19 protein-coding genes are annotated in these 24,189 nt (G+C 41.6%); 14 read left to right on the top strand and 5 right to left on the bottom strand.

Annotated elements, in window-relative coordinates:
- Positions 1-22 precede the first annotated feature (22 nt).
- On the bottom strand, positions 23-1,735 hold the full coding sequence (locus ACQ2HE_RS14805) for an NAD+ synthase (RefSeq protein ID WP_430900074.1): 1,713 nt from the start codon (positions 1,733-1,735) through the stop codon (positions 23-25).
- A gap of 78 nt (positions 1,736-1,813) precedes the next feature.
- On the opposite strand from ACQ2HE_RS14805, the gene gldB reads away from it, so the two are divergent.
- Positions 1,814-2,854, top strand: coding sequence for a gliding motility lipoprotein GldB (gene gldB, locus ACQ2HE_RS14800; protein ID WP_430900075.1), 1,041 nt, complete (start codon positions 1,814-1,816; stop codon positions 2,852-2,854).
- Positions 2,855-3,017: 163 nt separating this feature from the next.
- Positions 3,018-4,103, top strand: coding sequence for a fatty acid desaturase family protein (locus ACQ2HE_RS14795; RefSeq protein WP_430900077.1), 1,086 nt, complete (start codon positions 3,018-3,020; stop codon positions 4,101-4,103).
- Between the two features lie 2 nt (positions 4,104-4,105).
- Here the strand turns inward: ACQ2HE_RS14795 and ACQ2HE_RS14790 are convergent, their stop codons facing one another.
- Together ACQ2HE_RS14790 and ACQ2HE_RS14785 are read right to left on the bottom strand one after the other, a co-directional pair.
- Positions 4,106-4,582 (bottom strand): YcxB family protein, encoded by a 477-nt coding sequence (locus ACQ2HE_RS14790; protein WP_430900079.1) that lies wholly within the window; start codon positions 4,580-4,582, stop codon positions 4,106-4,108.
- 2 nt (positions 4,583-4,584) lie between these two features.
- Positions 4,585-5,952: an alkaline phosphatase D family protein gene (locus tag ACQ2HE_RS14785; RefSeq protein ID WP_430900081.1), complete on the bottom strand. Its 1,368-nt coding sequence runs from the start codon at positions 5,950-5,952 to the stop codon at positions 4,585-4,587.
- A gap of 38 nt (positions 5,953-5,990) precedes the next feature.
- On the opposite strand from ACQ2HE_RS14785, the gene ACQ2HE_RS14780 reads away from it, so the two are divergent.
- Together ACQ2HE_RS14780 and ACQ2HE_RS14775 are read left to right on the top strand one after the other, a co-directional pair.
- Positions 5,991-7,037, top strand: coding sequence for a hypothetical protein (locus ACQ2HE_RS14780; RefSeq protein ID WP_430900083.1), 1,047 nt, complete (start codon positions 5,991-5,993; stop codon positions 7,035-7,037).
- On the top strand, positions 7,000-9,420 hold the full coding sequence (locus ACQ2HE_RS14775) for a hypothetical protein (RefSeq protein ID WP_430900085.1): 2,421 nt from the start codon (positions 7,000-7,002) through the stop codon (positions 9,418-9,420). Before ACQ2HE_RS14780 ends, ACQ2HE_RS14775 begins: the two co-directional genes overlap by 38 nt.
- Before the next feature lies 1 nt (position 9,421).
- On the opposite strand, the gene ACQ2HE_RS14770 is transcribed toward ACQ2HE_RS14775, so the two are convergent.
- Both ACQ2HE_RS14770 and ACQ2HE_RS14765 read right to left on the bottom strand, forming a co-directional pair.
- Positions 9,422-9,550 (bottom strand): hypothetical protein, encoded by a 129-nt coding sequence (locus tag ACQ2HE_RS14770; protein ID WP_430900086.1) that lies wholly within the window; start codon positions 9,548-9,550, stop codon positions 9,422-9,424.
- Positions 9,551-10,230: 680 nt separating this feature from the next.
- Positions 10,231-13,599 carry a vitamin B12-dependent ribonucleotide reductase gene (locus tag ACQ2HE_RS14765; RefSeq protein WP_430900087.1) on the bottom strand — a complete coding sequence of 1,123 codons (3,369 nt, stop codon included), beginning with the start codon at positions 13,597-13,599 and terminating at the stop codon, positions 10,231-10,233.
- A 466-nt stretch (positions 13,600-14,065) separates the two neighbouring features.
- On the opposite strand from ACQ2HE_RS14765, the gene ACQ2HE_RS14760 reads away from it, so the two are divergent.
- The 10 genes from ACQ2HE_RS14760 (at position 14,066) to ACQ2HE_RS14715 (ending at position 24,181) form a co-directional block, all read left to right on the top strand.
- Positions 14,066-14,794 carry a DUF2490 domain-containing protein gene (locus ACQ2HE_RS14760; RefSeq protein ID WP_430900088.1) on the top strand — a complete coding sequence of 243 codons (729 nt, stop codon included), beginning with the start codon at positions 14,066-14,068 and terminating at the stop codon, positions 14,792-14,794.
- A gap of 61 nt (positions 14,795-14,855) precedes the next feature.
- Positions 14,856-15,611, top strand: coding sequence for a phosphoglycerol geranylgeranyltransferase (locus tag ACQ2HE_RS14755; protein WP_430900090.1), 756 nt, complete (start codon positions 14,856-14,858; stop codon positions 15,609-15,611).
- Between the two features lie 936 nt (positions 15,612-16,547).
- Complete coding sequence (locus ACQ2HE_RS14750) at positions 16,548-17,258, top strand: GNAT family N-acetyltransferase (RefSeq protein ID WP_430900092.1); 711 nt, start codon at positions 16,548-16,550, stop codon at positions 17,256-17,258.
- Between the two features lie 16 nt (positions 17,259-17,274).
- Positions 17,275-18,474 (top strand): argininosuccinate synthase, encoded by a 1,200-nt coding sequence (locus ACQ2HE_RS14745; protein WP_430900094.1) that lies wholly within the window; start codon positions 17,275-17,277, stop codon positions 18,472-18,474.
- A 1-nt stretch (position 18,475) separates the two neighbouring features.
- Positions 18,476-19,465: an N-acetyl-gamma-glutamyl-phosphate reductase gene (argC, locus tag ACQ2HE_RS14740; RefSeq protein WP_430900096.1), complete on the top strand. Its 990-nt coding sequence runs from the start codon at positions 18,476-18,478 to the stop codon at positions 19,463-19,465.
- 164 nt (positions 19,466-19,629) lie between these two features.
- Positions 19,630-20,013 (top strand): four helix bundle protein, encoded by a 384-nt coding sequence (locus ACQ2HE_RS14735; protein ID WP_430900098.1) that lies wholly within the window; start codon positions 19,630-19,632, stop codon positions 20,011-20,013.
- A 159-nt stretch (positions 20,014-20,172) separates the two neighbouring features.
- Positions 20,173-21,318, top strand: coding sequence for an aspartate aminotransferase family protein (locus tag ACQ2HE_RS14730; RefSeq protein WP_430900100.1), 1,146 nt, complete (start codon positions 20,173-20,175; stop codon positions 21,316-21,318).
- A gap of 33 nt (positions 21,319-21,351) precedes the next feature.
- Positions 21,352-22,314 (top strand): Rossmann-fold NAD(P)-binding domain-containing protein, encoded by a 963-nt coding sequence (locus ACQ2HE_RS14725; RefSeq protein WP_430900102.1) that lies wholly within the window; start codon positions 21,352-21,354, stop codon positions 22,312-22,314.
- A gap of 9 nt (positions 22,315-22,323) precedes the next feature.
- Positions 22,324-23,115 (top strand): acetylglutamate kinase, encoded by a 792-nt coding sequence (gene argB, locus ACQ2HE_RS14720; RefSeq protein ID WP_430900104.1) that lies wholly within the window; start codon positions 22,324-22,326, stop codon positions 23,113-23,115.
- Positions 23,108-24,181, top strand: coding sequence for a M20 family metallo-hydrolase (locus ACQ2HE_RS14715; protein WP_430900106.1), 1,074 nt, complete (start codon positions 23,108-23,110; stop codon positions 24,179-24,181). The genes argB and ACQ2HE_RS14715 overlap by 8 nt, the downstream gene beginning before the upstream one ends.
- Positions 24,182-24,189 lie beyond the last annotated feature (8 nt).

The raw sequence follows: 24,189 nt of genomic DNA, 5'->3' as shown, positions 1-24,189 counted from the left end.
TGATTGATACGATGGTAGCCTATTACGATAAGTACTTGGCTACTATCGGCAATCTTCGTCCTACACCAAATGCTTTACAACTTACGCGAATGATGGGGCAAAATTGATTTCGTTTGTACTCATTCGTATTCACCAACTTAATCACTCGATTCACCAGCGCTTCATCTACGCCCATAGTGATAATTTCTTTCGGGCCTTTTCTTCTTTCAATGTATTGATACAAAACTTTATCGAGTAACGAATAATCAGGCAAACTATCACTGTCTTTCTGATTGGGTCGAAGTTCAGCAGAAGGTGGCTTTGTAATGATGTTCTCAGGAATGATCTCTTTGTTGCGATTGATATAACGAGCCAAGGCAAATACTTGCATTTTATATACATCACCCAAAACACTCAAGCCGCCGGCCATATCTCCATATAAAGTTCCATAACCGGTAGAAAGCTCACTTTTATTAGAAGTGTTCAGTAATATATAGCCGAACTTATTGGCAATTCCCATGAGCAAATTGCCTCGCGTTCTGCTTTGAATGTTTTCTTCGGCTAGGCTAAAGGGCAGGTCTTGAAAAATCGGTTTCAAGGTGCTCAAAAAATTCTCATAGATATCTTTGATAGCTACGATATCATATGGATTCCTCAAGTTCTCACTCAACTTTACTGCATCTGTTACAGAGTGCTCTGTTGAATAAGGCGAAGGCATTAAAATAGCTCTTACATTTTCAGCTCCCAAAGCATCACAAGCGATTGCCAAAGTAACGGCGCTATCAATCCCTCCCGAAGAACCAAGAATCGCTTTTGTAAAACCCATTTTTCTAAAATAATCTTTGATACCCAATACCAGGGCGTCGTAGATTTCTGCAATGTTTTTAGGCTCCGTAAGAAAATCAATGATCTTTTCGGGATCGTTCACTCTGCTCACCCGCATGTCTTTATCAAAACTTCTCAATGCCACAGTTTCCCCTTCAACAGGGCTCCATGCAATAGAACCCAAGTCTACCACTTGAAAATCTTCTTGGAAGTAAGCCAGCTCTTTAACGATCGCTCCATTGGCATCCATTACAACACTACCTCCATCGAATACAATTTCAGTTTGACTTCCCACCGTATTCACATACACCATGGGCATTTTGTATTTCAACACATTGGCACGCACCACTTCTTTGCGATCATCGGCATGATCGTAATCGAATGGAGAAGCTGAAATATTGATCATTAAATCGGGCGACTGAGGCATCAATTTATCCATTGGGCAAATACGGTACAAAGGATTATCGCCCAAATTCCAGATATCTTCACATATTGTAAGGGCAATTTTCTTGCCTTTGAACGGAATCACCTGCCATTGAAAGCCGGGTTCGAAATACCGGTATTCATCAAATACATCGTAGGTTGGCAACAAGGTTTTATATGCAGTACCCAATACTCTTCCTTCGTATAAAAACCAAGCTGCATTGAAAAGGTCCTTCCCCTCTTTCTCTGGATTGATGGCCGGTGCCCCAACGATGATGCCAATAGTATCGGAAGCAGCTTTCAATAGATCGATCGATTGATAGCAGCTGTTCACGAAATCATTGAATTCAAGAAAATCGCGGGGTGGGTACCCACAAACCGAGAGTTCAGTAAACACCACGAGATCGGCGCCTTCAGCTTTCGCCTTCCCGATGGCTTCTAGCATCAGTTTGGTATTGTACTCGAAATTTCCAATATGATAATTCTGTTGTGCCAGTGCTATTTTCATGGTACAAAGGTAATAAGACCAGTTTTCAATTTTAAGAGTACTTTTGCAACAAGCTTTAAAAAATTGCGTTCCAATCACATGAAACAACTGTTAAGTGTAGCTACCCTTTTTGTGCTGTTGGTAGCCTGTTCCTCTAAAAAAGGACCCGATGTGTCCAATATTAAAGTAGAATTTAAGGTAGTACGTTTTGAACAAGACTTTTTCGCTCTTGATACCAACAACCTCGAAAAAGGGCTGAAAGATCTTGCGCAAAAATACCCCCTCTTTCTGAACGACTACCTCATTCAAATTCTCGGATTGCCTCCCGTTAATGATAGTTCCGGCCAAGCACTCATGGCAATCAAACAATTCATTAGTGATTACAAGCCGGTGAAAGATTCGTCTGATAAAATTTTCGCCTCAACTAAAAAAATTGAAGAGGAGTTCATTGAGGCACTCAAACACTTGAAGTATTATTTCCCTACTTATCAGGCACCCAAAGAGTGGCTCACCTATATTGGACCCATGGATGCCTTTGTTCAAAGTGGCATGGGAACTTATAGTGATATCATTACAAAATCGGGATTGGCTACCGGATTGCAATTGCACTTAGGTGCTAATTTCTCGCTCTACAATTCGCAAATGGGATTGGCCCTGTATCCAAATTATATATCTCGCAAATTCAGTCCCGAAACCATCGTTGTAAACTCAATGAAAAACATCATTGATGAAATACAACCCGATAATAGTAAGGGATTCGTCTTGGTAGAACAAATGATTGAAAAAGGGAAGCGCTTGTATGTATTGGATCAATTGATGCCCGATGCGGCAGATACTTTGAAAATTGGGTACACGTCTTCGCAGTTGAAAGGATGTTATGAAAACGAAGGCCGCATTTGGAACTTTTTCGTAACCAATAATTATTTACTCAACAGCGATCCCGGAATTGTTCACAATTACATGAGTGATGGACCAAAAACGGATGAATTTGGTCAAGGAGCACCCGGTTTCATCGGCTTATTCGTTGGTTGGCAAATTGTAAAAAAATATATGGACGATCATAAAGAAATGTCTTTAACAGATCTTCTAAAACTTAATCCTCGAAAATTATTTGAAGACAGTAAATACCGTCCAAAATAGTTCGAATTGAAACTGTTTCTGTTGAACTAATTTGAAGCCATGTTAAACAAACATGGCTTCTTGATTTTCAGTAGAAAATAATTGAGTGGATTCCTCTATTTAACAGAAATAAAATCGTGCAGTTGCTATCATTTCCCTATCTTTCAGAACACGCAACAAACGAATGGCAAAAATCACTTTCAACAACAAAGACAGCGTCTTCTTTACAGCTCTCAAATCAGACGTAGATCAGTACTTCAAGGCAAACAATCTGAAAAAAACAGGGAATTGGAACTTGTATATTAAAACCCTGGTGTTAATTCCGCTTGCAATTACACTTTACTTGTACCTCCTTTTTGGAAATGGACCTGCAGTTATATCACTATTTGCTTGTGCAATACTTGGTTTCACGTTTGCCAGCATCGGATTCAATGTAATGCACGATGCCTGTCATGGAAGCTTTTCTTCAAAGAAATGGGTTAATGAAGTAATGAGCTTAACCTTGAATGCGCTTGGAGGAAATGCCTTCATTTGGAAATTCAAGCACAATATTATACATCATACTTATACCAACGTTGATGGTATTGACGACGATATCGCTAAAAGCCCGCTGATGCGTCAATGTGCGTCTCAACCTTGGGTGCCTGCACATCGCTACCAACATATTTATGTAATTCTAGTATATGCCATCTCTTCTTTTGCTTGGGTATTTTTGATGGACTTCAATAAGTACCTAAACAAACGAGTTTACAAAACAGCTATGACACGCATTACACCAATGGACCATTTCGTGTTTTGGTTGAGTAAGGCGCTTTACGTTGTGTTTTATGTAGTAATTCCTATTCAGTTATTAGGAGCTTCCAATTGGGCCATTGGCTTTACGGTAATGCATATTACCATGGGCCTCACTTTGGCATTGGTGTTTCAATTGGCACACGTAGTTGAAGGTGCTTCTTTCGAATTTGCTGGTGGAACAGACCGTTGTATCGAGAACGAATGGGCCATCCATCAAATTAAAACAACCGCCGATTTTTCAGCAAAGAATAAACTGGTTTCTTGGTTAGTAGGTGGGCTGAACTTCCAAATTGAACATCATCTATTTCCAAGAATTAGTCACGTTCATTACCCGGCCATTAGTGAGCTGGTAAAGAAGAATTGTGAGAAGTTCAATTTAGAATACAACTACTTCCCTACAGTTAGTTCAGCCATTGCTTCTCACTTTCGCATGATGAAAGAATTGGGCCAGAACCCTGTAGTTGCAGGAGCCTAGCACTATTTTTTAATGTGATCTTTCAGAAACTGTCTTGCTTCTTGTGTAGAAGGAAGATCGGGATACGCATCTTTTGGAATGAGGAAGAAGGAACGATTATCGAAGTAGAGATGAAAGAAATAATCGGTTTCCTGAAAGGTGCTAAATGCATCCCATTTCCACAAATGCGTTCCTCTTTCTGTTGAAAGGTGAACACCCTCCTCAGTTAAATTCAAACTGAATTCATCGCGAAAAGTTTGAGAACGCTTATAAATATTGCTTGGCAAAATATAGCGAACAGTGACCCATAAAATGATCCACATAATGGAGAAGATCAAAAAGCTGAGTGCTTGAATGATTTTGAGTCCTAATAGAATAGCCGAAATAATGGCAAATACATTGACCACAATCACCAATAATCGAATTTCTCTTCTCGTCAAAAAATGACTTCTTAAAGCATCTAACACCTGCTTTTTATCATAACCAAAATGTACCGTCATCCTTACTTATTTTTTAGTTCCTTTTCACTGATCGACCAAGTGCCCATCACTTCTCCTTTGATGCTAACAAACTCAACTTTCATAATTCTTTCACCGGTTTTACCACTAATGGTAATACGAGTATAATTCTGCGCTTCTACCAAGGTATTGGCAATGCGAGCCGGATTGTCTTTTTCAGTTCCAAACACTCGTCCAATTCCGGATGTTAAAGGAGAAGAAGTGATATCAAAGAGTGGATATTTGTCTTTACGCGCATATTTAATTACTTCACTGTGGTGGCGATCCCCTGTTAAGAACACAACACCGGAAATATTCTCAGCATCCAAAAAAGCCATCAGTTCTTCGAATTCAACCGGATAGTCTTGCAAGCAATCAAATGGTGAAGCCGGGTTCAATGTTTGACTACCTGTAACAATGAATTTAAAAGGAGCCTTACTATTGAGAAGGGCATTTTTAAGCCATTCCATTTGAGTGGGGCCCCACATTCTTTTATTAGGGTTGGGTTTGCCATAAACAGTGGGAGTCATATCATCACTGCTTCTATAAGTTCTATCGTCCATTAAGAAGAAATCACAATCGTTCTGGCTCATTCTGGAATAAATGCCTTCGCCATTGAATCCATAGGCCGCATTTGCCCAATAGTTGGTAAACACTTTCCTGCTTTCTTCTTTTAAGGAAAAGCTTTTATCTGCGTCATTTGAACCATAATCGTGGTCATCCCAGATAGCATACTGTGGCATTGCTTTCAGGAAATCCTTTAAAATAGGCATGCTGCGATCTCTGTGAGCACGATACCAAATCCCCCATTTGCTAAAATAGTCGGGCTCTCGTAAATACCAGTTATCTCCCAACCATAGCATGAATCCCGCTTTTTCTTTTGCCATGGTTTCAAAGATCGAAGAGTCGCCACCATAAGGCTTTCCAGGTCGATCGTATTGAGGTTCGTTGAAATAGGCACAACTTCCGGCGAGGAAACTGAAATCAGGAGCAGGTTTTCTCCACTGCCACAATTCAGACGTAGTAAAGGTTCCTTTCCCTGCTACCACTGGCTTCTTCTCTCCCACTCCGGTTACCAAAACTTCATAATCGTAGCTCGTGTTCATGTCTAGACCCACCACATCAAAAGTTACCGGTGCATACCAACTTGATTTACCGGTAGTTTCAGACGTTTTAAACACTTCTTTTCCATCTTTTGTTGACTTCACAACTATGGTAGCCGTGGAGCCGGGCACGAGTTCCACCCAAATCTTAGCCGTGCGTAGTTCAGTATGACCAAGCATGGGGCCTGAAACCAACTGAGCATCTGCAGTATTAATTAAAAAAAGAAGGAGAAAAGTAAAAATTGATGGGAAGAGTCTAAAGCGAACCATAATTTTGGGGATTAAGAGACACAAAGTAAATAAACATCATGAAGAAGCCCTTAATTTCTGCGTTATTTTTCCTCGGAATCTTGACCCTGATTGCTTGTAAACAAGACCGTAAAGTAACCCGAGCCATGTACTATTGGAAAACGGTGTTGGCCGCCAATCCTTCCGACAAGGCTCCCATGGCAGAACACAGCGTTCGGAAATTGTATGTCAAATTTTTTGATGTTACTTGGAATGCCAATTTGAACCGTCCTGATCCGGCGGCAAAAATTCAAATCATTCCCCAAGCTGTGGATTGGCTTCAAAACGACAGCATCGAACTGGTGCCCGCCATTTTCATTACCAATGAATGCATGAAAATGATTGCAGCCAATGCAACCGATGAACTAGGAGAACGCATCAATTATTTGTTAGGCGGAATGCTTACGGTTCAAAACCTTCCAAAAGTAAAAGAGATCCAAATTGATTGTGATTGGACGGAAGAATCGAGGGACAAGTACTTCGCTTTACTTACCTATTTGAAAACACTTCCACTGTTTATGGATTCGAAATTATCGGTAACCGTTCGAATGCATCAGTGCAAGTTCAGTACTAAGATGGGAATTCCTCCAGCAGATAGAGGCCTATTGATGTGCTATAACATGGGGAATTTAAAAGACAGCAAAACCGGAAACTCCATTCTTGAAGCCAATGAATTGGAAAAATACATCGAGAATCTTAACAGCTATCCTCTTCCATTGGATATCGCCCTTCCTTTATTCGAGTGGAAAGTATTGTTCCGTAACAATCAATTCGACGGTATTATTTCAAACATTTCAGATTCAGCTTTGGCGGGCGTTGCCACGGCCTCAGGAAACAATTATACGTTCAACAAGGATACGTTGTTAGTGGGTTATCCTTTCAGAAAAGGCGATGTGTTAAGAGTTGAAAAAAGTTCTTACAACGAAATCATTAAAACCGCCAACTTACTCAGTCCAAAACTGAGAACTGAAGAATTCACTTTATCCCTATTCCACTTAGACTCGACCGTTCTGTCAAAATTCAGCAAAAATGAACTGGAAACGATTTATAACAGCCTCAATAAGTAGTAGTGTTGCAATACTCTTCCCATACAACATTATAGGATGCGCGGGAGGAGACCCGGACCCTTACGATTATTATGTCAATTTCTTTCAGCAGAAGATCAATGGCGACAAGGCCCTAGAGCCCTTCCTGTATACTAATTACCGCTTCCTCTACGATTCTCAGGAGCCGGTTTCAACTGCGGAACTGCTGAGCGAAGAATGGAGCGATTGGTCGAAAAATAGTTTTTCAAAAAAAGATGCGTATTCTTTTCTGATTAACTTTTCGGAAAAGGAAATCAATCAGCTTTATCAATACATCAACAAGAAAACAGCACTCAAAGTTCCTGATTCCGTGAAAGCTAATAAGATGACTCAATTCTTCCTGAATACCAACAATCAGGAAGCTTTGAGATATCTTGTGTATACCAAAAAACTTGAGCCGCTGGTAACAGCCACTTGGAACAGTTGGGAACCGGTTGAAAGAGACCAAGTTAAAATGAATGCGCTTATAACAGAAGGGCAAGAACTTTTGAAAACGTGCAGCAACCCCTTTCTTCAACTTCGATATGGATATCAACTTGTAAGACTGGCTCACTACAATGATCGCTATGAAGATTGCATCAGCTATTATGATGCTTATATCAAAAACAATAAAGAGAAAAGCGTTCTGCACGATTTGAGTGTAAGCTTGAAAGCGGGGGCGCACAAAAGACTTGGACAGAATCAAATTGCCGCCTACTTGTTCAGTCAACTCTTCGCAAATACCGATACCAAGAAAGTTGCCAACTATTTAAGTTTCGTATTTGCCACTTCACGCTTTAGTCAAGCTGAACGAGATAAAAATTTGATATGGTGCAAGAATGGTAAGGAAAAAGCGGCGATGTTAGGACTATATGCACTGGGAAGCAATGCGTCTGAGTTGGCCACTTTGCAGAAAATCTATCAATTAGACCCAACCTATCCCAAACTATCGGTATTGGTTACAAGAGAACTCAACAAATTGGAGGAGTACTACTATACACCCACTTTGAATTTGAATGCAGGTAGAACCTACTATAACTATTCATATGAACAAGTAGAATCAACCGATTCCACCTATTTATCATGGCAGAAAAATGGTAAGAACTTGCTCGAATTTTGTGAGTTGATGGGAAAAAGCAATGATGCAAAAAAGGGCTTCTATACTACGGCAGCAGCTCATACTGCTTATGTAATAGGTAATTTCAGCAAGTCGCAAGAATTGATAAACCTTGCCCAACAACAGTTTACATCAGATGCAGAAAAAGATCAATTACTGATCACTCAAATTCTTGTAACGCTGCAAAATAAAGAATTGAATGAAACACAGAAAGAAGCGCAATTGGTAAAGAGTTTGGAATGGATGGAACAGAAGTCGAAAAAGGACATTGAATTTGCAAAGTTCGCACGCCGTATTCTAACCGAACTAATGGCTCCTTACTACAAGTCAACCAACAACCGAACAAAACAAGCTTTGTGTTATGGTGTTGCCGATAAAATTCAAAAGGGTCCTTTAGCTGAAAGTTGGGGTGGCTATTTCCCTATGTCTATTCAATTCATTCGTGATTCTTTGAGCGGGAAACAAGCGGAAGAATTTGTGGCGTATTTGAACACTCCGAACAAATCGGCCTACGAACAGTTCCTCATCAAACGCAGCGAGTTTACTAAGAACGATCTATTAGATGTTGCGGGGACTGCTTATTTGAGAGAGTTTGAATTCAAGAAAGCAGCTGAATGGTTTCAGAAGATTCCTGCTTCTTATTACAAGGCAGAACCTTATAAAAGTTATCTCGCCGCGAATCCGTTTTCAGATCTTTTAAACGATACGCACAGTCCTACCAAACAAGATACGGTAAAGTATACCAAGCTTTCATTTGCCAAGAAAATGGATCAACTGCTTACTAAATTAATAGGTACGAAGGTGCCGGAAGAGCAAGCGAAAATTTCTTATGAATTGGCAAAAGGCTATTACAATATGAGCTATTGGGGGAACAGTTGGTTGTTGGTGCGTTATAGTTGGTCTACGGGTGAGACCTATGATTTTGAGGGGCAAAAAAGACCAAGTGCTATGGGCGATTACTATACTGTTCAGAAAGCAAAGAATGCTTATTTAAAAGCGAAGGAATTAAGCCTTGATAAGAACTTCCAAGCTAAATGTCTTTACATGGCTGCCAAATGCGATCAAAAAGTATTCGGTAATATTCCATATATGGGCTGGGATGACGAAAAAGGAAAATACAACAAAGAACTACGAAAATGGATCTTCGATTTCAATAGAGAATACAAGTATTACTCGCAGTTGAAGCAATACCAAAACACTCCTTTCTACAAAGAAGCTTTCAATACCTGTGTGTATTTAAGAGATTTCGTGAAAGCAGGAGGAAAATAACTTAACGAACGTAACGTCCACATTTAGCTTTGCCGTTGGCAGCCTGAAAAGGCGTAATGGCTCTGCTACAAGAAGATACAAATACTACTACAGTAGCTACCGCTACTGCTAATCGAATGGTTTTAAACATACTGTCCAGTTTTGATGCGTACGAAAGAGAGAACGAAAATACTCTTTTATAATTGTGGTGCAAGTAAGCGGCCATATTTTAACGAAACAAGTTGGAAGGGGTGGCGGTGGTTGGTTTGAGATGGGGGTATGGGGCTGGTTTTCAGGGAGATAGGAGGGAATTAAGAATTAAGAGTTAAGAATTAAGAATTATGCGCCTTCGGCGCGGAATACAATTTAACGCAAAGGTTAATTTCTGAATTTCGAAGAGTCTTTTACTTAAGATCGTGAAGCCGCTGCGCGGGAATGCGCAACCACGGGGGCACAGGGGCACGGAGGAGTTTTTTCTTATTTCATTTTATGCTTGTCTACTTTTTAACCGTTGCGTCATCTATTGTCCCTCCAAAGCTCCACCAAAAATTCCTTCTAGATCAAGTTTTGAGTGATTGAGTTCTATGTAGTAGGCATTGAGTCTTAAGCTTTTTTTGACCACAGAACACACAAATTAGTACGGATTCCCCCAGATTAGCATCCAATACTCAATCAACCTGACTGCCGGCTGTTTCATTATTAATTATTACTTATTAATTATTAATTAACCCTGGCTGTTCCATTATTAATTCTTAATTCTTCATTATTAATTAAAAAGGGGATCATCTTTTCAGACAATCCCCTTGGTATTTTCAGAAGGACAACGCGTGATTAGCTACAACCCATGCTGTTACCGCAGTTCAAACATTTGTAACAAGTGCCACTTCTGATGGTAATATGTCCACAAGTGTTACAAGCAGGAGCATCGCTTTGCATGCTCTTTGCCGCTGCGTTTACAGCATCCATACCTACTTCGGCTTTCATGGTTTTCACCGCTTTCACAGGTTCAACTTCGGCGGGTTTTGCTTTAGGAGCTACAACTCTTACTTCGCTTAACTCAGGAGTTTTTTTTTCATACTCCAAAGAGGTAGGAATTTCATCCCAATCGTCAGTGCCTGTATTCAAAATCTCAGGTTTGTCGAGAACGTGAACGAGGTCTGTTCTTCCCAAATATTCGTAAGCCAAAGCTCTGAATATGAAGTCTACGATTGAAGTAGTTGTTTTGATATTCGGATGGTCTACCATTCCGGCCGGCTCGAAGCGAGTGAACACAAACTTCTCTACGAATTCTTCTAAAGGCACACCGTATTGCAAGCCGATAGAAATTGAAATCGCGAAACAGTTCAACATACTACGCATGGTAGCACCTTCTTTCGCCATATCGATGAAGATTTCTCCTACAGTACCATCACCGTATTCGCCGGTACGCAAGAACAGGGCTTGACCGTTGATCTTTGCTTTCTGGGTAAATCCGCGACGCTTAGAAGGCAATGTTCTGCGTTCCACAATGCGCGCCAACTCACGTTTCAATTTGGTATCAGGAGAAGCTTGTACACGTTTTTGTACTTCTTCCAACAATTCTTTGATGGTGAGTTGTCCAAGATCAACAATCTGGCTTTCAGTAGCGGCAGGAGCAGCAGTTTCTGCAGCAGCTTCAGCAGTAGCATCTGATTTTTTCTTCTTGTCACTCTTGTTACTCAAAGGCTGACTCAACTTAGAACCATCGCGGTACAAAGCACAAGCTTTCAATCCCAACTGCCAGCTCATCAAATAAGAGTCAGCAATTTCTTCAACAACTGCTTCATTTGGCAGGTTGATGGTTTTTGAAATGGCTCCGCTTAAGAAGGGTTGAGCTGCAGCCATCATACGGATGTGTCCGTGTGCATGGATATAACGCTCACCTTTCTTACCACATTTGTTAGCGCAATCAAATACTTTCAAATGCTCGTCTTTCAAGTAAGGTGCACCTTCAATGGTCATGGTACCGCATACATAATCGTTTGCTGCATCAATATCATCGTCGCTGAATCCTAATGCTTCCAACAAACTCCACTCAAAGTTGAAGTATTGTTCAGGTTTGAAACCTAAGCGTTGCAAGCACTCTTCACCTAATGTATATACGTTGAATACAAATCCAATTTCGAAAGCGGTTCCAACAGCAGCATCCAATTTCTTGATCTCTTCTGCGATGAAGCCTTTTTCACTCAAAGTTTGATGGTTGATACCAGGCGCGCCTGCAAAGGTTCCCGCACCAACTGCGTACTTCACAATTGCATCAATTTCCTTTTCTTTATAACCTAGGTTCTTCAATGCCGTTGGTACACTTTGGTTGATGATTTTGAAATAACCACCACCACTCAACTTTTTAAACTTCACCAACGCAAAGTCTGGTTCAACACCTGTAGTATCGCAATCCATCACCAAACCAATGGTTCCGGTTGGAGCAATTACGGTAGTTTGAGCGTTGCGGTAACCATATTTTTCACCCAATTGCACTGCTTCGTCCCAAGCCTTGGTAGCGGCTTTCAACAAATAGTCGGGGCAATATTGAGCTTTGATACCTTGAGGCTTTACGCTTAATTTTTCATACTCATCAGCATCGTAAGCGGCCAAGCGGTGATTGCGCATTACACGCATCATGTGCTCTTTGTTTTCTTCGTAACGAGCAAATGGACCTTGTACTGCTGCGAGTTCTGCTGATGTTTTGTAGGTGATACCGGTCATGATAGCGGTAATAGCACCTGCAATACCGCGAGCTTCTTCGCTATCGTAAGGAATACCCATTACCATCAACATACTTCCCAAATTCGCATATCCCAAACCGAGGGTGCGATAATCGAAACTCAATTGAGCTACTTCTTTACTTGGGAATTGAGCCATTAATACAGATACTTCTAATACCACAGTCCACAAGCGGCTCATGTATTCAAATCCTTCTACATCGAAAGTATTGTTCTCTTCGTTGTAGAATTTGCGCAAGTTCACTGAAGCCAGGTTACAAGCGGTATTGTCGAGGAACATGTATTCGCTACAAGGGTTGGAAGCGCGGATAGGACCACCTTCAGGGCAAGTATGCCATTCATTGATGGTAGTATCGTATTGAGTACCGGGGTCAGCACAACGCCAAGCCGCATACGCAATTTGATTCCACACTTCACGAGCAGGAATTTTCTTCATTACACGACCATCGGTACGTGCTTTCAATTCCCAATCTTCTCCTTTATCTAATTTCTCAAAAAACTCGTTGGGGATACGAACAGAGTTGTTGCTGTTTTGTCCGCTCACTGTTCTGTAGGCTTCACCCTCATAATCGCTCGGATAACCCGCGTTGATCAAAGCACCTACTTTTTTCTCTTCTTCAACTTTCCAGTTGATGAAGTCCATGATTTCAGGGTGATCGAGGTCTAAGCAAACCATTTTCGCAGCACGACGGGTAGTACCACCGCTCTTGATGGCACCGGCAGCGCGGTCACCAATTTTCAAGAAGCTCATCAAACCCGAAGAAGTACCGCCACCGCTTAGTTTTTCACCTTCGCCGCGGATATTTGAGAAGTTGGTACCTACACCGGAACCGTATTTGAAGATACGTGCTTCACGAACCCAGAGGTCCATGATACCACCTTCATTCACTAAATCGTCTTCAACGCTTAAGATAAAACAAGCGTGAGGTTGAGGACGCTCGTATGCGGAAGTAGACTTTTTCAATTGTCCATCTACCTGATCAACATAATAGTGACCTTGAGGCTTCCCCTTAATTCCATAGCTTTCGTGCAAGCCGGTATTGAACCATTGCGGACTATTGGGAACACAAGCTTGGTTCAAAATGCTGTACACTAGCTCTTCGTAAAACACTTGTGCATCTTCGCTGCTAGCAAAATAGCCATAGCGTTCACCCCAAACCTTCCAGCAATTAGCCATACGATGTGCTACTTGTTTTGCAGAAGTTTCTCTTCCCAATGAACCATCGGGTTGAGGTACACCGGCTTTACGGAAATACTTTTGGGCCAAGATGTCCGTGGCAATCTGACTCCATCCTTTGGGCACTTCACAATTGGTCATTTCAAACACAATTTCTCCACTAGGGTTGCGGATCACGGAGGTACGATAATCGTACTCGAATTGGTCATATACATTCACATCCTCACGTGTGAATCGGCGACTGAACTTCAGGCCTTTCATAGATTGCATAGTGTTCGACATAAGGTTGCCTTAATTTGTTGTTTACGAATTTGATTTTCCAAAAGGGGGAAAACGAAAATAACTGCCCTCAAGGGTTTTTTTCGGTCAGAGATATGCACAGCCTGTGGAAAATAGAGTCTTAAAAATTCGTAGTGCCCGCCCGTGGGCTATTAGGCCATAGAACAGGGTTTTACGCACAAAAGGTGGCAAAAAAATTTTTGGCTGATACCGGAAAAATAGCTAGCCTTTATCAATTCATTAACAATTTCTTAATAATTGTAAAGCAGCGTTTTTCACTTCCAATTTGGGAACCATAGATTTCATGCTCGTTTCACCCATGCAGAATTAATACTATATGATTTTTTGGAGGAAGAAACCCGCATTCCAAGCGGTTTTGAGGGTATTCATTTCTCAATTTCAAATGCATACTTGCCAAAAAATCAAGATTTTACGCCTGTTTCACAGTATTTATTCCTTTTTTTGCGCTATGAAAAAACGGCTTCTCGGTGTCTTCTTTCTTGTTTTTGTTAGCAGTCAATTGGTAAAAGCTCAGGTTCAAGATCGTCATGTAGGATGGTATGGCCTCGTTACTAGTGTGAATCTGAATAAAAAATGGTTTTTCAGCACTGATATCGCGCTTCGCTCGTCAGACAAATGGGCCCATTTTCAAACTGTTTTCTTTCGTCCGGGAATTGGTTATAGAATCAACTCCAAAGCAAGTGTAACTATTGGTTACAACCTTCTTCATTCAAGAGTAGTACTTAGCAATATTGGTGGCTACACCGATGAACACCAGTTCTGGCAACAGCTTGTATTCCGCTGGCCATTGAAACATGTATTACTAACGCAGAGGACTATGTTAGAAGAACGCATCGTTCCAAAAGCTGTATTATCGGGCAACAAAGTAAGCACCGATAGCTATTCGTTTGCAGGAAGAACTCGTATCATGATTCGTGCGATGTTTCCTTTCAAAGGAAATGGTTCCTTTACAAAAGGCTTCTATGCGTTGGCGCAAGAGGAAACCTTCTTCAATCTCTGGAATAAAAAAGCCACAAATAATAGCGTATTTGATCAATCAAGAAACATTGTAGGATTGGGACGACGCTTTTCTACTCACCTCGATATGGATCTCGGGTATCAGTACCGAAGAATTGTTGGGGCTGCGGCAAAGTTCAACGACCATATCATACAATTAGGTATGAATTTGCGTTTATAATTTAGAAATAGCCTTTTTGGAAAAGTTTTTGCATTTTTGCACATAACCAATTATCCGGTCGATGTCAGTGAATACCTACCAATCCATACAACAAAAGAAAGCCAGCGGGAAGAAATCATTTGCCGTACTCATTGATCCGGACAAGATCACTGTTGATGGACTTGATAAGTTGATTCGTTTGGCCGAAGACGCGAAAGTAGATTACATCTTTGTTGGCGGAAGCTTGGTTATCACGAACAGACTCGACGAAGTGGTGCTTCAAATCAAACAACAATCTTCCATTCCTGTAGTATTATTCCCCGGTAGTCCCTCTCAAGTAAGCAAATACGCCGATGCTCTTTTGTACCTCTCATTGATTTCTGGAAGAAATCCGGAACTTCTGATTGGTCAGCACGTAATTTCAGCAGCAGCTGTTAAAAAGAGCGGTTTGGAAATCATGTCTACCGGTTATATGGTGATCGATGGCGGCGCTCCTACCACGGTTTCCTACATTAGCAATGCAGCACCCATTCCTTCCGACAAAAATGAAATTGCCATGTGCACGGCGATGGCCGGCGAAATGTTGGGTATGAAATTGATTTACATGGATGCCGGTAGCGGTGCAAAGAAACCGATCACTGAAAGCATGATTGAAGCCGTTTCAAAAGTAATTGAAGTGCCTTTGATAGTTGGAGGCGGCATCAAAGATCCGGAGAAAGCATACCTCAATTGCAAAGCCGGAGCTGATATGATTGTGATTGGCAACGCCATCGAAAAAGACCCGCAATTGATTTTAGATATGAGTGCTGCGATTCATGGGTTGAGTATCGTGAAATGAGGTGTTAGGCTTTAGGTATTAGGCTTTAGGTGTTGGCGTTCTGAGATTACAGTCAGTTTACTCTACCCCAAAGCTTGAACGATCGCAAAGGTTCGCAACGAATATCTGTATTTCCTTCCTCTTCTTTCACCAAAGTTTTGTTGACTTTCCGAATGCCTCAAAAATAGTTTTGTGTATTTTACCGCAGCGGCGCAGCGGTAACGCAGCGTTGACAGGCTCTCTGTCTTTCCTCGTTCCTCGCTTCCTCTCATCCTCGTCTCCTCATTACCTGTATTCCCCCTGTTCCTCCTCTTGTTCTTTCTCCCCGTCTTCATTCAACGCGATAAATCGACGGCGGATCTTAACCAATATCACTCCGTTCATTCATAAATATCTTCCTCCCCTGTCTTTCCTCGTTCCTCGCTTCCTCTCATCATCGTATCCTCATTTCCTGTATTCCTTTTGTTCTTTCTCCCCTGTATTTCCTCCCTCCTCTATCCTCCTTCCTCCCTCCTGTATTCCGGCTGTTTCATTATTAATTATTAATTGATTAATTATTAATTGTTTTACTACCGTTTGTTCACTTCTAACCCGCGCCACAACTATTTTTCCTTAGTAACCAAATTTTAACCGAAAAAACCGGCATTTATTAAAAAAAATGATTTCTTTTGTGCCGTTAAACTTTTAAGCAACAAGTCATTCTTATCTAGAAGATGCAAAAAAATCTCACCATAATACTCGCTGATGTGGTTGCCAAGGCTACCACTATATTGCGTGGGGTTTTTCCTGTACGCCCTCGTACAGTTTTTGTTAGCCGCCCAATTCCCGTTGTGGTGCGACGTTGATACTCACTTACCATAGTGTCCTTTCAGGTATCGGAACTATGCTCCTTTAGGGAGATTCTATCTTTTTCTTAGTACGTTAACGATTGTATCTCAACCACTTATTTCATTTGAAATGGAACAGCAACAACGCTTCTCTATAGTGATCGCAAACGAATCTCATTGCAGCTTCGCTCAAATTATTTGCGATGAAATGGCTTCCTCTGCCAAAGCCCGCGGAACCGGTATCGCCAAACGCACACCTGAATACGTTCAGGAAAAAATGCGCGAAGGCAAAGCCGTGATCGCTTTCAACCAAGATGGTATCTGGGCCGGCTTCTGTTATATTGAAACCTGGGGACATGGTGAATATGTAGCCAACTCCGGACTTATTGTAGCCCCTGCCTTCAGAAAAGGTGGATTGGCCAAAGCCATCAAAAAGAAAATCTTCGAATTAAGTCGCGCAAAATACCCCGAATCAAAGATCTTCGGTCTTACCACCGGCTTGGCTGTTATGAAAATCAACAGCGAACTCGGATACGAACCTGTTACCTACAGTGAACTTACACAAGACGAAGCTTTCTGGGCAGGCTGTAAAAGCTGTGTGAACTACGACATCCTCATGAGCAAAGAGCGCAAAAACTGCTTGTGCACGGCCATGTTGTTCGATCCAAAAGATCATTATACCCCTCAGGAAACAACACAATACTTCGAAGAAAACAAATCATCCTTCGAGCGTTTGTTCCGTTTCAAACAATGGAAACTATTGAAGCCTTTCCGTAAAAAAGACGGTAAATCAGGTGAGGGTAAGCCCAAATCATTATTACAACTGTTTTTCAACTTATAAATTTCTCCAGGCAAAAATGAGTAAGAAAATTGTTCTCGGTTTCAGCGGTGGATTGGATACCACTTTCTGCGTAAAATACCTCAGTGAAGAAAAAGGATACGAAGTACACAGTGTAATTGTAAATACCGGTGGCTTCACAGAAGAAGAACTTCAGAAAATTGAAGCACACGCTTACAATCTTGGAGTGAAAACTCATACCACGGTAAATGCGGTAAAAGGTTATTACGACAGAATCATCAAGTACCTGATTTTCGGAAACTGTTTAAAGAACAATACCTACCCATTGAGCGTATCGGCAGAACGTTTGAGTCAAGCGTTGCACATCGCAGAGCATGTAAAAAAACTAAACGCCGATGCAGTGGCACACGGTAGTACCGGAGCAGGTAACGATCAAGTTCGTTTCGATATGATCTTCCACATCATGATTCCCGGTGTAGAAATCATCACTCCGATCCGCGATTTGAAATTAAGCCGTGAAGCAGAAATTGAATACTTGAAAGGCAAAGGCGTCAACATCAATTTCGAAAAAGCCATGTACTCCATCAACAAAGGACTTTGGGGTACTAGCGTAGGAGGAAAAGAAACATTGAACTCAAAGGGTATGCTTCCTGAAGAAGCATGGCCAACACAAGTAACCAAATCGGGTTCTGAAGAAATCAAATTGCATTTCGATAAAGGCGAATTGACCGGTGTGAACGATCAAAACTTTGAGCACCCTTCTGAAGCCATTCAATACTTACAAAGCATTGTTGGACCTTATGGCATTGGTCGTGATATCCATGTTGGCGATACCATCATCGGTATCAAAGGTCGCGTGGGTTTTGAAGCAGCCGCACCCATGATCATCTTAAAAGCGCACCACGCTTTGGAAAAGCACGTGCTTACCAAATGGCAATTGCAGTGGAAAGATACCTTGGCTCAGTTCTACGGAAACTGGATGCACGAAGGTCAAATTTTGGATCCTGTAATGCGCGATATAGAAGCCTTCTTGGAAAACAGTCAGCACAATGTAACAGGTGATGTTTTCGTACAAGCCATGCCTTATCGTTTCCAAGTAATTGGAATTACCAGTGCGTTTGATTTAATGAGCAGCAAATTTGGTAAATACGGTGAAATGAACACCGGCTTCACCGGCGACGATGTAAGAGGTTTCTCAAAAATATTCGGCAATCAAACTTCTATCTGGAACGCCGTTCAAGAAGAAAACAAGCAATAAGATGAGCATCAAAGTTGGAATCATAGGTGGCGCAGGTTATACCGGAGGTGAACTCTTGAGAATTCTCATTCATCACCCGGAAGTAAGTTTAACCCATATTCACAGCAGAAGCACTGCGGGCAAACCCATCAGTACTGTGCACAGTGATTTGGAAGGCGACACCGATCTAATCTTTACCGATGATACCAATTTCGTTTCTAATGGAAGTATCGATGTATTGGTTCTGTGTTTAGGTCACGGCGAGTCGAGAAAGTTTTTGCAAGAACATACAGTAGCCGCCAACACCAAGATCATTGACTTAGCGAACGATTTCAGATTAAAACCGCAATCCACACACAACGACATTCAATTCGTTTATGGATTACCGGAATTAAATAAAGAAGCAATTAAATCAGCCAGAGCAGTGGCCAATCCAGGTTGTTTTGCTACTACCTTGCAACTAGGGTTGTTGCCTTTGGCAAAAGCAGGATTACTAAGCGCTGTGTACACTACCGGAATTACGGGAAGTACCGGTGCCGGACAAAGCTTAAGTGCCACTTCTCATTTTAGTTGGAGGGCCAATAATATTCAAGCATACAAAACATTAACGCATCAGCATTTGGGAGAAATCAACCAATCGATTCAACAATTGAATGGCAATCAACCGGTGTCTGTTAATTTCGTACCCTGGCGTGGCGATTTCACGCGCGGTATTTTCATCAGTTCTCAACTCAGCTGCGATGCATCGCTCGCCGAATTGGAAACCTTGTACCGTGAATTCTACTTAAACCATCCTTTTACGCATCTCATCAACACTTCTTTACACCTAAAGCAAGTAGTGAATACCAACAAGTGCTTGATCCAATTAGAAAAAATAGAAAACCAACTCGTAGTTCACAGCGCCACCGACAATTTGCTCAAAGGCGCCAGCGGACAAGCCGTTCAGAATTTGAATTTGATGTTCGGGTTGGACGAGGGAATGGGGTTGAGGTTGAAGGGGAGTGGGTTTTAGGTGGTAGGTGGTAGGCTTTGGGCTTTGGGCTTTAGGCTTTGGGCTTTAGGCTTTAGGTGTTAGGCTTTAGGCTTTAGGCTGATGCCGCATAAAGAAAGGTTGTATACTACAAATAAGAGTTTTTAGTCCGCATTTTGCTTTCATACTTTGATTGAAATTGCAACATGCGAAATTATCGAGACCTCAATATTTGGGTGAAAAGCCATCAGTTAAATCTAACGATTCGTAAGAATATAGTCCAGCACTTGCCTTCTGAAGAAAAGTTTGTGTTGGGAAGCCAATTAAGTCGAGCTGCTTTATCTGTACCCCTGAACATAGTTGAAGGTTGTTCTAGGGATAGTAAAAAAGATTTTGTTCGATTTCTTGAATATTCAATTGGTTCACTACTCGAAACTCAATATTGCTGCTTGCTTGCAAAAGAGTTAAACTATATCTCTATTGAGTTATTCAATGAGATAGACGATAACATTACTCAACTTTTAAAAATGATAAATAGCTTCATTCAAAGCTTAAAACAATTTATAAACGAAAAAAGGCCCAAAACCTAAAGCCTAAAGCCTATCGCCTTGGATGCCAAACTAAAAAACTAAACAACTTAAAACATATAACTTCTATAAACGGCCCAAAGCCTAATGCCTAAGGCCTAAAGCCTATAGCCTTGGTCACCAAAAAAACTAAATAACTAAATAACTTAAAAACTCTACTTAATGCTTCTCTTCGACGTCTACCCCATCAACAACATCTCAATCGTTAAGGCAAAAGGTTCCTATGTGTGGGACGATAAAGGCGAACAATACCTCGACCTTTATGGTGGTCATGCAGTGATTAGTATTGGACATACACATCCTCATTGGGTTAAACGAATTGAAGGTCAGCTGGAACAGATTGCATTCTATTCGAATTCAATTAAAATTCCTTTGCAGCAACAATTAGCTACCAAGCTTGGCAAAATGACCGGCAAAGAAGATTATCAACTCTTTCTTTGCAACAGCGGTGCTGAAGCAAATGAAAACGCTTTAAAGTTGGCTTCTTTCCATACCAACAGAAAGAAAGTAGTCGCTTTTTCAAAATCATTCCACGGTCGTACTTCTCTCGCCGTTGCTGTAACCGATAACAAAGCCTATACAGCTCCGGTGAACGAAACCGATAATGTAACCTTCCTGCCTTTCAACGATGAAGCAGCATTGAACGCTTACTTTAAAAAGCATGGCGATGAAACTGCTGCAGTTATCATTGAAGGTATTCAAGGTGTAGGAGGTATTCATGTGGCTGAAAACAGTTTCTTACAAGCTATTCGTAAGAATTGTGATCAGTACGGAGCCGTTTACATTGCCGATAGCGTTCAGTGCGGTTATGGAAGAAGTGGTAAATTCTTTGCTCACGATTTCGCCGGTGTAAATGCCGATATTTATACCATGGCCAAAGGAATGGGCAACGGATTCCCGGTAGCAGGTATCATCATTGCTCCCCATATCAAACCAAAGCATTTCCAATTGGGAACTACTTTTGGTGGCAACCATTTGGCTTGCGCCGCAGCATTGGCTGTATTGGAAGTAATTGAAGAAGAAAAATTATTAGGTAATGCCGTAACAACCGGACATTACTTGAAAGAAGAATTGAAGAAAATTCCTGAACTGCAAAATGTAAGAGGAAAAGGATTGATGATTGGATTTGATGTTCCGGAAGAACTGAAAGACTTAAAGAAAAATCTCTTATTGAATCAAAAGATATTTACAGGAGAAGCAAAGCCAAATGTAATCCGTTTGTTGCCCTCTTTGGCCTTGAAAAAACGTGATGCGGAAGATTTTATCGATGCGATCAAAGAAGAGATCGAAAAACTCAAGAACAACTAATCAATCGAATATTTTCAAACCCGGTCAACGCACATGAATCAGTTCATTTCAGTTCACGACCTGCCCAACATTAACGAAATGGTGAAGCAGGCGCTTGCTTACAAAGCCAATCCCTTTATAGACCAGCACTTGGGTAAAGGGAAACGCATGGGATTGTTATTTTTAAATCCAAGTATGAGAACCCGATTGAGCACGCAAATTGCTGCGCAACAATTGGGCATGGAAGCCATCGTATTTAATGTGGGACAAGAAGGTTGGGCCCTAGAATTTGAAGAAGAAGCGATCATGAGCGGTACCACCGTAGAACACGTAAAAGACGCGGCTCCTATTCTTGGTAAGTACTTTGATGTTTTGGGCATTCGCACTTTCCCTTCTTTGAAAAACAAAGAAGACGATTACAGCGAGCTCTACATCAAACAATTTATCAAGTACGCCGGCATTCCGGTGGTGAGTTTGGAAAGTGCTACCCTGCATCCATTGCAGAGTTTCACCGACATCATCACCATCTCGGAACAATTGGCCGCAAAGCCATTGAACAAAAAACCGAAGATCGTACTTACTTGGGCACCTCACGTAAAGCCATTGCCGCAATGTGTGGCCAATAGCTTTGCTCAATGGGTAAACGCTTGGGGAGAAGCCGATTTTGTGATCACGCATCCCGAAGACTATGAATTGGATCCGCAGTTCACCAAAGGTGCCACCATTACTCACAATCAAAGTGAAGCATTGAAAGATGCGGATTTTGTTTATGTGAAGAATTGGAGTACGTATGCTGATTATGGTCGTATTTACTGCAATGATCCGGAATGGATGCTCACTGCAGAAAGTTTGGCTTTGACGAACAATGCCAAAGTAATGCATTGCTTACCGGTAAGAAGAAATGTAGAATTGAGTGATGAAATTTTGGACGGACCCAATAGCATCGTTACACAACAAGCCAGTAACCGTGTGTGGGCCGCTCAAACAGTATTAAGTACTATTCTTAAATCCCGATAGAATTCGTTTATGGAACCGCTGTACGTCATAAAAATTGGAGGCAATATTCTCGATGCAACAGAACCACTGCAAGCTTTCTTGAAGTCATTTGCAAGCGTTCCGGGCAAGAAAATATTGATCCATGGTGGTGGTAAAATTGCCACGCGTATCGGCGATCAATTGGGAATTGAATCGAAATATGTTGACGGAAGAAGGATCACCGATGCAGCTACCATTGATTTGGTAACCATGGTGTACGGAGGACTGGTAAACAAACAAGTTGTAGCACAGCTACAAGCATTAGGCACCAATGCCATTGGCATCACCGGTGCCGATGCAAATCTTATCCCGGCCAAAAAGCGACCGGTAAAAGAAATTGACTATGGCTTTGTAGGCGATGTAAAAAGCGCCGCCATACCGCCTGCCTCTTGGCAGGTACTCATTAACAATGGCTGGGTGCCGGTAGTGGCCCCGCTAACACACGACCAAGAAGGACACATTCTCAATACCAACGCCGATACCATGGCGCAGGAAATCGCAAAAGCATTGGCCCCTTATTATAAGGTTCAATTGATTTATTCTTTTGAAAAAGCCGGTGTATTGCTGGATGCGAACGACGACAGTACTGTAATACCGGAAATCAAACCCGACCATTACGAAACATTGAAAGCATCGGGCAAAATATTTGCAGGAATGATTCCTAAACTAGACAATGCATTTGCAGCAGTAAGAGACGGAGTAAACAAAGTGATCATTGGAAACGCTGCGCAACTGGAACTCTTAATCGCCGGTAAAACCGGTACAAGCATCGTACATGAGTGAGTCAATTCAACAACTGCAACAAAATGCAGTAACCTTATTACAACAGTTGATCGCTACTCCTTCTTTCAGTAAAGAAGAGCAGCAAACAGCAGATATTATTGAACGCTTTTTAGAATCGAAAGGAGTGCGTACCAAAACGCATCTCAACAATATCTGGGCACAGAACAAACATTTCGATCCCAATAAACCTACCATCCTTCTTAATTCTCACCACGACACGGTAAAACCCAACAAAGGCTATACCCGCGATCCATTCAAGCCGGATATTGAAGAGGGAAAACTATTTGGTTTGGGCAGCAATGATGCCGGAGGTTGTTTGGTTTCACTGATGGCGGTATTCCTCCATTACTATGAAGAAAGCAATTTGAGCCACAATTTCGTTTTTGCCGCAACAGCAGAAGAAGAAATTTCAGGTCACAATGGAATTGAAGCCTTGGTGCCTAGATTGGGACATATTGATTTCGGAATTGTAGGTGAACCCACCCTTCTTCAAATGGCCGTAGCCGAAAAAGGATTGTTGGTGATGGATGCCACGGCAAAAGGCAGAGCAGGACATGCGGCTCGCAACGAAGGTGAAAATGCGTTGTACAAAGCATTGAAAGATATTGAGTGGATACAATCCTATCAATACCCCAAAGTATCTGACTTATTAGGTCCCGTAAAAATGACCGTTACCGTTATTGAAACGGAAAACAAAGCCCACAACGTAGTGCCGGCGCATTGCAAATTCGTGATTGATTGTAGAGTGAACGAACTCTACACGTTTGAAGAAATACTCGAGATCATTCGTGCAAATGTAGGCAGTGAGATACAACCGAGAAGTACACGTTTGCGCTCTACATCCATTGCATTGGATCATCCATTGATCAAAGCAGGAATCAATTTAGGATGCTCTTATTATGGCTCCCCTACTACTTCCGACAAGGCCTTGATGCCTTTCCCTACTTTGAAAATGGGTCCCGGCGATAGTGCGCGCAGTCATACGGCCGATGAGTTTATCTTTGTAGAAGAAATTCATCAAGGCATTGAAAAATACATTCAACTACTCGATCAAATAGTACGTTAAACCAAGCA

The organism is Endoryza foliicola, assembly GCF_050589245.1.
In the GTDB taxonomy this organism is placed as follows: Bacteria; Bacteroidota; Bacteroidia; order Chitinophagales; family Chitinophagaceae; genus Endoryza; species Endoryza foliicola.
Note: the sequence above shows the minus strand (reverse complement) of the source record. Positions and strands in the feature narration are given on the sequence as shown.

Excerpts from the sequence above, each read along its gene's own strand:
- ACQ2HE_RS14770 (WP_430900086.1), bottom strand. The coding sequence starts at position 9,550 with ATGTTTAAAACCATTCGATTAGCAGTAGCGGTAGCTACTGTAGTAGTA.
- ACQ2HE_RS14730 (WP_430900100.1), top strand. The coding sequence starts at position 20,173 with ATGCTTCTCTTCGACGTCTACCCCATCAACAACATCTCAATCGTTAAG.
- ACQ2HE_RS14775 (WP_430900085.1), top strand. The coding sequence starts at position 7,000 with ATGAACTGGAAACGATTTATAACAGCCTCAATAAGTAGTAGTGTTGCA.
- argC (WP_430900096.1), top strand. The coding sequence starts at position 18,476 with ATGAGCATCAAAGTTGGAATCATAGGTGGCGCAGGTTATACCGGAGGT.
- ACQ2HE_RS14715 (WP_430900106.1), top strand. The coding sequence starts at position 23,108 with ATGAGTGAGTCAATTCAACAACTGCAACAAAATGCAGTAACCTTATTA.
- ACQ2HE_RS14780 (WP_430900083.1), top strand. The coding sequence starts at position 5,991 with ATGAAGAAGCCCTTAATTTCTGCGTTATTTTTCCTCGGAATCTTGACC.
- ACQ2HE_RS14735 (WP_430900098.1), top strand. The coding sequence starts at position 19,630 with ATGCGAAATTATCGAGACCTCAATATTTGGGTGAAAAGCCATCAGTTA.
- ACQ2HE_RS14755 (WP_430900090.1), top strand. The coding sequence starts at position 14,856 with ATGTCAGTGAATACCTACCAATCCATACAACAAAAGAAAGCCAGCGGG.
- argB (WP_430900104.1), top strand. The coding sequence starts at position 22,324 with ATGGAACCGCTGTACGTCATAAAAATTGGAGGCAATATTCTCGATGCA.
- ACQ2HE_RS14765 (WP_430900087.1), bottom strand. The coding sequence starts at position 13,599 with ATGTCGAACACTATGCAATCTATGAAAGGCCTGAAGTTCAGTCGCCGA.
- ACQ2HE_RS14790 (WP_430900079.1), bottom strand. The coding sequence starts at position 4,582 with ATGACGGTACATTTTGGTTATGATAAAAAGCAGGTGTTAGATGCTTTA.
- ACQ2HE_RS14750 (WP_430900092.1), top strand. The coding sequence starts at position 16,548 with ATGGAACAGCAACAACGCTTCTCTATAGTGATCGCAAACGAATCTCAT.
- ACQ2HE_RS14805 (WP_430900074.1), bottom strand. The coding sequence starts at position 1,735 with ATGAAAATAGCACTGGCACAACAGAATTATCATATTGGAAATTTCGAG.
- ACQ2HE_RS14785 (WP_430900081.1), bottom strand. The coding sequence starts at position 5,952 with ATGGTTCGCTTTAGACTCTTCCCATCAATTTTTACTTTTCTCCTTCTT.
- ACQ2HE_RS14725 (WP_430900102.1), top strand. The coding sequence starts at position 21,352 with ATGAATCAGTTCATTTCAGTTCACGACCTGCCCAACATTAACGAAATG.
- ACQ2HE_RS14760 (WP_430900088.1), top strand. The coding sequence starts at position 14,066 with ATGAAAAAACGGCTTCTCGGTGTCTTCTTTCTTGTTTTTGTTAGCAGT.
- gldB (WP_430900075.1), top strand. The coding sequence starts at position 1,814 with ATGAAACAACTGTTAAGTGTAGCTACCCTTTTTGTGCTGTTGGTAGCC.
- ACQ2HE_RS14745 (WP_430900094.1), top strand. The coding sequence starts at position 17,275 with ATGAGTAAGAAAATTGTTCTCGGTTTCAGCGGTGGATTGGATACCACT.
- ACQ2HE_RS14795 (WP_430900077.1), top strand. The coding sequence starts at position 3,018 with ATGGCAAAAATCACTTTCAACAACAAAGACAGCGTCTTCTTTACAGCT.